This is a genomic window from Micromonospora sp. NPDC047620 (genome assembly GCF_043205005.1).
In the GTDB taxonomy this organism is placed as follows: domain Bacteria; phylum Actinomycetota; class Actinomycetes; order Mycobacteriales; family Micromonosporaceae; genus Micromonospora.
Genome location: NZ_JBIDDG010000064.1, coordinates 1 through 8,651, shown reverse-complemented (window position 1 = coordinate 8,651; position 8,651 = coordinate 1). Strand labels below are relative to the sequence as shown.

The following is an 8,651-nucleotide window of genomic DNA, read 5'->3' as shown; positions in this document are numbered from 1 at the left end:
TCCGGCTGGGGCTACACCGGCCCGATCGACGGGGTCATGGGACCGAACTCGTGGCGGGGCTTCGCCCGCTTCCTCAACCAGGACCAGTGGGACTAGCCCCTCCCCAGACCACCGCCACGAACGAAGTTTCGGCAAGGACCCACGAACCGCGAACCTCACTCGCTAGGGGTGTGTCAGAAGGGCTTTGAGCCGGCTCTTTTGGCGAAACATGCTCTTGGGTGTGTTTCAACCCGGTATGGAGTCGCGCGGAGGAGCGTGGTGAGCGCATCGTCTGTGGCCTACCAGATTGGTTGCGACGGAACCGTTCGGTTGTGCCTGCGTTGCGGCAGGTCCCGGCCGTAACCGCATGGATCTCAGGGACGTACCCGGCGGGGACGGTTGAGCAGCGCCTGGCCGATCTGGCCTCGGCTCTCGGGGCGGACGCCCCGCTCCTGGGCGCCGCCGCGTTCGCCTGGGAGGCGGTGTCGTGAGTTCCGTCATCGAGCAGCTCCGCCGACGGCTGGTGGTCTCCTGCCAGGCGTATCCGGGGGACCCGTGCGCGACCCGGACACGATGCGCCGCGTGGCCCTTGCTACCGCTGTGGGCGGAGCCGCCGGCATCCGCGCCCAGGGGATCGAGGACATCGCCTCGATCCGGAGCGCGGTCGACCTCCCACTGATCGGGCTGTGGAAGGACGGCGACGACGAGCGGGTGCCGACCTGGTCGACACCACGCTCGCCGGCTACACGGCGTATACCACTAAGGAACCGGGCCCGACATCGAGTTGGTCGCTCGACTCGCGGCCGCCGTCGACGTCCCGGGTGGTCACTGAGGGACGGATCCACACCCCGGCGCAGGCAGCCCAGGCTCTTCGCGCCGGCGCATGGGCCGTCGTCGTCGGCACGGCCATCACACACCCCACCACGATCACCGGATGGTGCGCCTCGGGACTGGCCGGCGTGGCGACGAAGCCTCTGGTGTCACCACTCGACCACGCCGCCGACGAGGCCGCCCGACTGGGTCCGGTGATCGGGTTCCTGAGGGCCGTGCTGGTCCTGGCCCAGCTGTGCGACGACGAGGGGCTGTTCCACGCGTGCGGCGCGTGGATGGCGCGCACCTCAGCGGGACGGCCGCGTCGCCTGCTGGTGCAGGTGTTCGCCCTGGCCACGGTGGCGTGCACGCTGGCCGGGTTCGTCCTCACCTCCGCGCTCGGCATCAATCCCGCCTGGGCGGCGTTCGCGGGCGCCGCCGTTCTCGCCGTCCGAGCCCTGGCCCAGCACCGCACCACCCCCACTGCCATCGTGCGCGCGAGTGCGGTGCCGTTCCTCGCCTTCGTCCTGGCCCTGGGCATCGTGGTCCGCACGGTCGTCGACAACGGCCTCGACACTGCCCTGGGCCACCTGATCCCCGGCGGCACCGGCCTGGCCGCGCTGCTGGGCATCGCGGCGTTGGCCGCTGTCCTGGCGAACGTGATCAACAATCTGCCCGCGGTGCTGGTGCTGGTGCTGCTGCCGCTGACCGCCCCGTCCGGGCCCGGCGCCGTACTCGCGGTGCTGCTCGGGGTGAACATCGGGCCGAACCTCACCTACGCCGGCTCACTGGCCACTCTGCTGTGGCGGCGCATCGTCCACGCGCACGACGCCGAGGTGGAGCTGAAGGAGTTCACCCGGCTGGGCCTGTATGCCGTACCGGCGAGCCTGGGCGCCGCGGTGCTGGCACTGTGGGTCTCGCTGACCGCGGTCGGAGGAGGCTGAAGTCCAGGGCCGTGGTGGTCTGGATCGTCGAGGGCACCTGGCCCGCCTGCGTGGACGCCGCCCACGCCCACGTGCCCGAGGGCGCGGACGTCGTCCTGCTCCATGTCACCCCGGCCGACGTGCCAGGCACGGCGCACGGCGCGTTCGCCGGGCTGCTCGGCCGCGGTCGCCCCGAACGCGACCCCGGCACACGGCTGGAGCACCTGGCGGCCGCCTCCGCAGACCAGTTCCTCGCCGACGCCGCGCAGCGGTTGGGCCGCCCGTGCACCCGGCAGGAGCGCACCGGCCGCGTCGAGCGGGAAGTTGTCGCCGCCGCCGAGGGCGCCGAGCTGCTCATCCTGGCTCGCGACGGCGACCGTACCCACCTCGGACCCCGCAGCCTCGGCCCCGCCAGCCGTTTCATCGTCGACCACGCCCCTGCCCCGTTGGTCTGGCCTGAGCCCGCGCCCGGCACCGCCACCATCCGGCCCCCGCCACCACACCCGCCCCACCCGCCGCCCCACCGGTTGCGGACGTCGTCACGACGTCGCTCTGGGGCTCGAGGCAAGCGGCCCGAGTGAGTCTGCGTCGTGTGGGCAGGCGGGTGTGGGCTCGTAAACGGTTTGCCCGGAGTGTCTGCGGGTGAGGCGGTTCAATCAGCGGCTCTACGCCGACCGTGGCTACGACTACGACTGCTACCGGCGTCAGCTTCGGGCCAAAGGCATCACCCCGATCATCGCTCGACGCGGCGTCGGGCACGGCTCCGGCCTCGGCGCCCGACGGTGGGCCGTCGAGCAGACCATCGCCTGCTGCACTGGTTCCGCCGGCTACGCATCCGCTGGGAGATCCGCGACGACATCCACGAAGCGTTCCTCACCCTCGCCTGCGCCATCATCTGCTGGCGCCGACTCCAACGCTCAAAGAGTTAGGAGTTGTTAAACGACTGCCACTACGCCGTGAGGGCTGCCCGTAACCGGTGGACCGGATCCATCCGGTTGTCGCGGTGCCAGGCCAGGGCGATGCGGTGCCGGGGCGCGTCCCGCAGGGGACGCCAGAGCAGCTCGGGGTGGCCGGCCTTCTCGGCGGGTACCAGCGAGACGAGGTCGGCCTCCGTGGTGAGCAACAGGACGACCGCACTGAGCCGGGTGCTCGGGGTGATCGAGACCTGGGGCTCCCAACCGGCTGCCGCGCAGCTTCTGAGGACCTCGTCGTGGTAGCCGGGCGCATCGCGGCGCCGGAACCACAGCAGGCGCCGGTCGGTGAGATCCTGCGAGGTGACCTCTGGAGGCAGCTCGTGGCTCCGCCCGGTGATGACGCCGAGCGGTTCGTCGGCCAGCCGCAGCAGTTCGAGGCGCTCGTCCTCGACAGGCTCGAGGAGTAGGCCAAGGTCGAGCTCGCGACGGCCGAGCAGGTCGACCTGCTCCGCCGTGTTGGCGTCCCGGACCGAGACGTTCACCCCGACTCCGAGCGCGGCGGTGCGGATGCGGCGTAGCAGGGCCGGGCCGATGCCCGGCGACAGCCCGACGTCGAGCGTGGGCCGCAGGCCGGCGGCCAGTCGGCGGACGTCGCGCAGACTCTGGTCGGCGCGAGCCACGAGGGCACGCGCCTCCGGTAGCAGGGCGGCGCCCGTCGGCGTCAGGCGGACGCCCCGGGAGGACCGCTCCAGCAGGGGCGCGCCAACCGTACGCTCCAGCGCGCTGATCTGTTGGCTCAGCGACGGCTGGGTGATGTGCAGGCGTCGGGCTGCCCGCCCGAAGTGAAGCTCCTCGGCGACCGCCTGGAAGTAGCGTAGTTGTCGCAGGTCAAACCCCATCCAGCAATGATAGGTTGCGCCAATTCCGCAATCGGAACGCTCAGTTGGACGCCGCGGGCCCGGGCTGGTGCGCTGGCGGCATGAACATGGTGCTGTGGGCGACACAGGCGTTGCTGGCTCTGCTCTTCCTGGTCGCCGGCGGGCTCAAGGTGCTTCGGCCACCCGCGGCGTTGCGCGGCATGATGCCATGGGTGGAGGACGTCTCCCGGCCGACCGTCATCGGTATCGGCGTCGTGGAACTCCTCGGCGCCATCGGCTTGATCGTGCCCGGCGCGACCGGCGTGGCACCCTTTCTCACCCCACTGGCCGCTAGCGGCTTCGCGGTACTCATGATCGGTGCGACCGCCACGCATCTGCGCCGGGGCGAAGGCCGGCTCATCGGCGGCAACCTGGTGGTGCTGCTGCTGGCCGGGTTCGTCGCCTACGGACGACTGGGGCCGTGGCCGACGTGATCGGCTGTTCCGGGGTTGAGGAACACCGGTATGGAGATTGGCGCTTACAACTCCTAACTCTTTGAGTGTTGGAGTCGGTGCCAGCAGATGATGGCGCAGGCGAGGGTGAGGAACGCTTCGTGGATGTCGTCGCGGATCTCCCAGCGGATGCGTAGGCGGCGGAACCAGTGCGGCAGGTTCGCAGACGTCCTCACCGAGGACGCTGACCTTTATCGCTGGCTCGACGACAGCCCGCCCAACTCGGTGTCACCATCACCCGCGTCGCTGACGGCCGTACCCCCTGGCCGCTCTTCCACGACGTGCGCTACCTCGGCAACAGCCACATAACCCCGTGCACCGTCACGCTCAAGATCCGCCCCTGCCGACGGTGGCTCGACGCACCGGCCGTGCGGAGCATCGCGGACCCTCGATGCATCCGCCGACCGTCGTCGCGCTGCTCTGCGGCACCAGGGCGTCTTGACGTCCTCAATACGATCAGGGCTCGTCCTGTCGAAGGAGGATGTCGATGCATCGGGCGCTGCGGACGGGTACGCCGATCTTTCTGCTCATCCTCCTCGGCGCGGTCGGCTGGTACGCCTCGTACGCCACCACCGTCCTCGTGTGGGAGCTGCGCAAACTCGTGCCCTGGCTGGTAGCGCCGGCCCTGCTGGCCCTGCTCGCCGGGGGGCCGGCCCTGGTGCGGCTGCTCACCCACCGCCTCCGCGGGCGCAAGACCACGCCCAAGTTGACCGGTGGGACCATCGTTCTCGGTTGGCTGGGCGCCGCCGTCGGACTGGCCCTTGGGGGGTGCTGGCTGGTCTACGGCGAATACCTCCAGGATCGGGCGTACGGGACCACCATGCAGGTGGTGAGCGATCCGGTCCCGGAGTTGGCCGCGCGTGCGCCGTACCTGGTCGGCAAGGCACAGGCCGCGCCCAACCTGGGCGACGTCACCGGCGAGATCACCGACGTCAGCTACCTGCCCGACTCCGACCGGTTCTCCGTCCTGGTCGAGCGGCGCGGATGGTTGGCCGGCTACGAGGTCGGTCTGATGCAGGAGGTGCCGCTCGGCGGCAAGAGCCGGGCGCAGCAGCGGTGCCAGTTCGACGTGTCAGCCGCCGACGCGCGGATCGGCGGCTGGTTCAGCCACAACCTGGGCCGGAAGATCTCCGCCGAACGGCGCTGGGCCCGGTTCTCCGCCGACGACGCGTACGTCTACTGCCAGGGCGACAACCCGATCGTGGTGGTGCCGCTGAAAAAGCAGACCGGAATCCTGGTGGTGACCGAACGGCCGGCCGGTGTGGCGCGGTACGACGGCCGCACCGGAAAGGTCACGATCACCGACGACACGTCGACGGTGCCCGGACCGTCCTACCCGATCAGCCTGGCCGCCCGGCAGCGGGAGGGAGCCACCGCCGTCGGCGGTTTCGCCGACTGGTGGTTCGAGCGCAGCGGCTGGGACGCCTCCGAGGACGGCGCCAACGAGGGCAACGAGTCGGAGTTCAGCCTCCGCTACCGCGACGGCAGTGGACGCAGCGCGTACGTCACCCCGCTCACCCCGCAGGGCGAGGCCAGTTCGGTGGTGGCGGTGTCGACCGTGCCGACCCGGCACGCCGGCCGCGGTCTCGCCCCGCTGACCGTGCACCGGCTCAGCCCGACCTGGTCGTCGCCTCAGGCGATCGTCGCCCTGATCAAGGCGGAGTACCGGGACGTCTGCTGCTGGAACGACGACCAGGTGTTCGAGGTGGTGCCGACCGGCGGCAGCACGTGGACCGCCACACTCGGCAGTGAGCAGAGCATCCGGTACCGGGTGGAGGGCCGGGGCCAGATCGACGGCCGGGAGGCAACCTGCCTGAAGAACGTCGACGGCACCCTCGTCCGGTGCGCGTACGCCGCCCCCGGTTCGCCTGAGGAGCAGGAACTGCAACGCCGGGAGCAGCAGAAGCAACGGGAGCAGGCGGCGAACGGCGGCACGGACCCGGGCGACCTGACCAAGTACACCGACGAGCGGTTGGCCGAGCTGCACCGGCGGGTCGCCGAGGAGGTCGACCGTCGCCTCAAGGAGCGGTAGCGGCGCAGCCGCGACGTCAGGACCCGTGCCACGTAGCTCCAGGCATCTGCCAGCCGACTACGCAATCGCCCTGGTCGAAGCCCTGATCACCTCATCGGACCGAGCCCCGCCGGCCAACGCCACGCACGCCCCGGCCAGCACTGCCGTCGGCAGTCCGAACCCGGCGCCGACCGCGATCGATAGATCCCTGATCGGAATCAAGGTCGGGATCTCCCACCACCGCAGGTCGCGGCGCCCCCGCAGGTGGTGAGCGAGCCAGGACAGGTAGAACAGGTGACGCTGGTCGCGCCCGCCGCGCCGGCCGGAACCGGAGGGGTAGGCCCGCTCCAGGAACTGGCCGATCACGCGGGCCTTCACCGCTGCCACCGAGGTGAGCCCGATCAGCTCCGCGGGGTCGGGTACGTCACCGTCCGGCCCGTCGAACGCGTCGCGGGCCAGACTCAGGATCAGCGGGGTGGCGAACGCTTCCGCGACCGGCGAGTCGGGTCGGCTGAGCAGATGTTCGGTGAGCCGGTGCCAAAACCGGCGTTGCCGGTCACTGTCGTGACCACGGCGCAGGTACTCGACGGCAGTCTCCGACTCGACCTTGTCGAGCTGGAGGACGACCGGGCGCGGCAACCGTCCGCCGGCACGCGCCCGGTCGTACCCCTCGATCCGGGAGGTGAGCACGATCCGCAGGCCGGCGGCCTCGCGCGCGATCCTGGTGAGCGCGGCCCGCTGCCCCGCCGCGGGCATCTCGTCGAGGCCGTCGAGGAAGAGCGCCACCCGCTTGTGCTCGACCAGGCGGCGTGCGACGTTCGCGCCGTATCGCGGGTGCCGCAGCGCCGGGAAGTTCGTCTCCATCTCCTCGACCACGTGGTCGAGGAGCGACCTCTCGTCCGGGTTCCACCCGCCGAGGGTGACCCAGACCGGCACCGGCGTGTCGGCACGTTCCGGTGCCGAGGCCGGTCTGACGCACTCCTTCGCTGCCCCGATCAGCAGGATCAGCATCGTTGCGGTCTTCCCGCTACCGGCCGGGCCGAGCAGGACCAGTTGCTGGCGCTGGATCCGCCGATACAGGTCGACATGCAGGCGGGTGACCACGCCTTGTTCGCCCGGATGGTCCCCGGCCGGGGCTTGGCGGCTGGCGCTTCGACGGCGCGGAACCCGCCGAACGGTCCCCCCGGGAGCGCCGAACACCTCGTGCATCGGCAGCGACCGCTGACGGTCCCGGTGCCAGGTGTTGGCCGCTGAAGGGGCCAGCCGGACGGCGCGTGCCTGAGTGGTGGGCTGAGGCGGGCGGTTGGGACCTGCTCAGGAGGTTGCGGCAGGCCCCATGCCCGGAACGCCCTGAGTCACGCGCCAGGGCGGGCAGCGGGTCAGGAGGCTGTGGCGGGCTTTCTGGTGGGCTCGGCCGAGGCGGCGTCGCGACTGGGGCGGCGGGTCAGCACCTGGGGGCCGGAATCCGTGATGGCGACCGTGTGTTCGGAGTGGGCGCTGCGGGAGCCGTCGGCGGAGCGGATCGTCCAGCCGTCGTTGTCGAACGTGATTTTGTCGGTGGAGCGGCAGAACCAGGGCTCGATGGCGATGGTGAGACCGGGGTTGAGTTTCATGCCGCGGCGGGCGCGGCCGTTGTTGGATACGTGCGGGGCCTCGTGCATGGTGCGGCCGATGCCGTGGCCGCCGAACTCGGCGTTGACGCCGTAGCCGTAGGAGCGGGCGACCTCGCCGATCGCGGCGGAGATGTCGCCGAGGCGACCGCCGGGCTGGGCGGCGGTGATGCCGGCCTCCAGCGCGACCTCGGTGGCCTCGATCAGCTTCAGGTCGGCCGGGTCGGGGGTGCCGACGATGACGGAGAGCGCGGAGTCGGCGACCCAGCCGTCGATGCCGGCCGCCATGTCGATGCTGAGCAGGTCACCGTCCCGCAGGACATAGTCGTGGGGCAGGCCGTGCAGCACCGCGTCGTTGACCGACAGGCACAGCACGTTGCGGAACGGGCCGCGGCCGAACGAAGGGGCGTAGTCCCAGTAGCAGGATTCGGCGCCGCGTTCCTTGATCCGGCGGCGGGCGTGGTGTTCGAGGTCTATCAGGTTGACGCCGACCGCGGCGACATCGCTCAGCTCGGCGAGCAGTTCGCCGACGAACTGGCCGGTCACCGCCATCCGGCCGATCTCCTCGGCGGACTTGAGCTCGATCACGACAGCCTCCCTCCACAGCTGCGGTATTTTTATACCGGTATTTTTATACCACGCCGGGTCGGGATGCTCCGGAGGGATATCCTGCTGGCATGGTTCGCCAACCACTCACCGCCGAACAGATCGCAGCGGGCCAGCGCCTCGGAGCCGCCCTCCGGGCCGCGCGGGCCGGCCGCAGCCTCGTCGAGGTGGCCCTGGCGGCCGGCATCTCCCCAGAGACGCTGCGCAAGATCGAGGCGGGCCGCCTTCCCGCGCCGGCGTTCGGCACCGTGGTCTGCCTCAGCCAGGCCCTCGACGTCCCCCTCAGCGACCTGGCCGACGTCTGGCTGGCCGCGATGCCCATGCGTCAGGCGTCCTAGTGCCGCGTCAGGCAATGTTGGCCCTGTTGACTACCTGGCTGAGGCGTTTGTCGGTGGCGTGCTTGTTCCGCCAGATGATGTAGCGGCGGAT

The 8,651-nt window shown here is 70.8% G+C and carries 9 protein-coding genes and 3 pseudogenes; 8 read left to right on the top strand and 4 right to left on the bottom strand.

Annotated features, from left to right (window positions below):
• Positions 1-552: 552 nt before the first annotated feature.
• From ACGF5C_RS33900 to ACGF5C_RS33880, 5 genes and pseudogenes are all read left to right on the top strand, one after another.
• Positions 553-618: pseudogene (locus tag ACGF5C_RS33900) on the top strand (hypothetical protein); the annotation flags it as partial.
• A gap of 47 nt (positions 619-665) precedes the next feature.
• Positions 666-863 (top strand): annotated as a pseudogene (locus ACGF5C_RS33895) (hypothetical protein); the annotation flags it as partial.
• A gap of 93 nt (positions 864-956) precedes the next feature.
• The gene (locus ACGF5C_RS33890) at positions 957-1,733 is read left to right on the top strand and encodes an ArsB/NhaD family transporter (protein ID WP_393308362.1); all 777 of its coding nucleotides are present in this window, start codon (positions 957-959) and stop codon (positions 1,731-1,733) included.
• Positions 1,734-1,744: 11 nt separating this feature from the next.
• Positions 1,745-2,293, top strand: coding sequence for a universal stress protein (locus tag ACGF5C_RS33885; protein ID WP_393308360.1), 549 nt, complete (start codon positions 1,745-1,747; stop codon positions 2,291-2,293).
• A gap of 58 nt (positions 2,294-2,351) precedes the next feature.
• Positions 2,352-2,641: pseudogene (locus tag ACGF5C_RS33880) on the top strand (transposase); the annotation flags it as partial.
• A gap of 20 nt (positions 2,642-2,661) precedes the next feature.
• Here ACGF5C_RS33880 and ACGF5C_RS33875 read toward each other — a convergent pair.
• A complete protein-coding gene (locus ACGF5C_RS33875) occupies positions 2,662-3,525 on the bottom strand; it encodes a LysR family transcriptional regulator (protein WP_393308358.1) in 864 nt (287 codons plus the stop codon).
• Between the two features lie 80 nt (positions 3,526-3,605).
• Between ACGF5C_RS33875 and ACGF5C_RS33870 the strand changes: the two genes are divergently transcribed.
• Complete coding sequence (locus tag ACGF5C_RS33870; RefSeq protein ID WP_393308355.1) at positions 3,606-3,977, top strand: DoxX family protein; 372 nt, start codon at positions 3,606-3,608, stop codon at positions 3,975-3,977.
• 53 nt (positions 3,978-4,030) lie between these two features.
• On the opposite strand, the gene ACGF5C_RS33865 is transcribed toward ACGF5C_RS33870, so the two are convergent.
• Complete coding sequence (locus ACGF5C_RS33865; protein WP_393308353.1) at positions 4,031-4,171, bottom strand: hypothetical protein; 141 nt, start codon at positions 4,169-4,171, stop codon at positions 4,031-4,033.
• A 311-nt stretch (positions 4,172-4,482) separates the two neighbouring features.
• On the opposite strand from ACGF5C_RS33865, the gene ACGF5C_RS33860 reads away from it, so the two are divergent.
• Positions 4,483-6,027, top strand: coding sequence for a hypothetical protein (locus ACGF5C_RS33860; protein WP_393308351.1), 1,545 nt, complete (start codon positions 4,483-4,485; stop codon positions 6,025-6,027).
• A 57-nt stretch (positions 6,028-6,084) separates the two neighbouring features.
• Here ACGF5C_RS33860 and ACGF5C_RS33855 read toward each other — a convergent pair whose 3' ends face one another.
• Both ACGF5C_RS33855 and map read right to left on the bottom strand, forming a co-directional pair.
• The gene (locus ACGF5C_RS33855; protein WP_393308349.1) at positions 6,085-7,110 is read right to left on the bottom strand and encodes an NACHT domain-containing protein; all 1,026 of its coding nucleotides are present in this window, start codon (positions 7,108-7,110) and stop codon (positions 6,085-6,087) included.
• A 275-nt stretch (positions 7,111-7,385) separates the two neighbouring features.
• Positions 7,386-8,204 (bottom strand): type I methionyl aminopeptidase, encoded by an 819-nt coding sequence (map, locus tag ACGF5C_RS33850; RefSeq protein WP_393308347.1) that lies wholly within the window; start codon positions 8,202-8,204, stop codon positions 7,386-7,388.
• Positions 8,205-8,293: 89 nt separating this feature from the next.
• Here map and ACGF5C_RS33845 point away from each other — a divergent pair, with 89 nt between their 5' ends.
• Positions 8,294-8,560 (top strand): helix-turn-helix domain-containing protein, encoded by a 267-nt coding sequence (locus ACGF5C_RS33845; protein ID WP_393308345.1) that lies wholly within the window; start codon positions 8,294-8,296, stop codon positions 8,558-8,560.
• The last annotated feature ends 91 nt before the right edge of the window (positions 8,561-8,651 follow it).

Excerpts from the sequence above, each read along its gene's own strand:
- ACGF5C_RS33870 (WP_393308355.1), top strand. The coding sequence starts at position 3,606 with ATGAACATGGTGCTGTGGGCGACACAGGCGTTGCTGGCTCTGCTCTTC.
- ACGF5C_RS33875 (WP_393308358.1), bottom strand. The coding sequence starts at position 3,525 with ATGGGGTTTGACCTGCGACAACTACGCTACTTCCAGGCGGTCGCCGAG.
- ACGF5C_RS33845 (WP_393308345.1), top strand. The coding sequence starts at position 8,294 with ATGGTTCGCCAACCACTCACCGCCGAACAGATCGCAGCGGGCCAGCGC.
- ACGF5C_RS33860 (WP_393308351.1), top strand. The coding sequence starts at position 4,483 with ATGCATCGGGCGCTGCGGACGGGTACGCCGATCTTTCTGCTCATCCTC.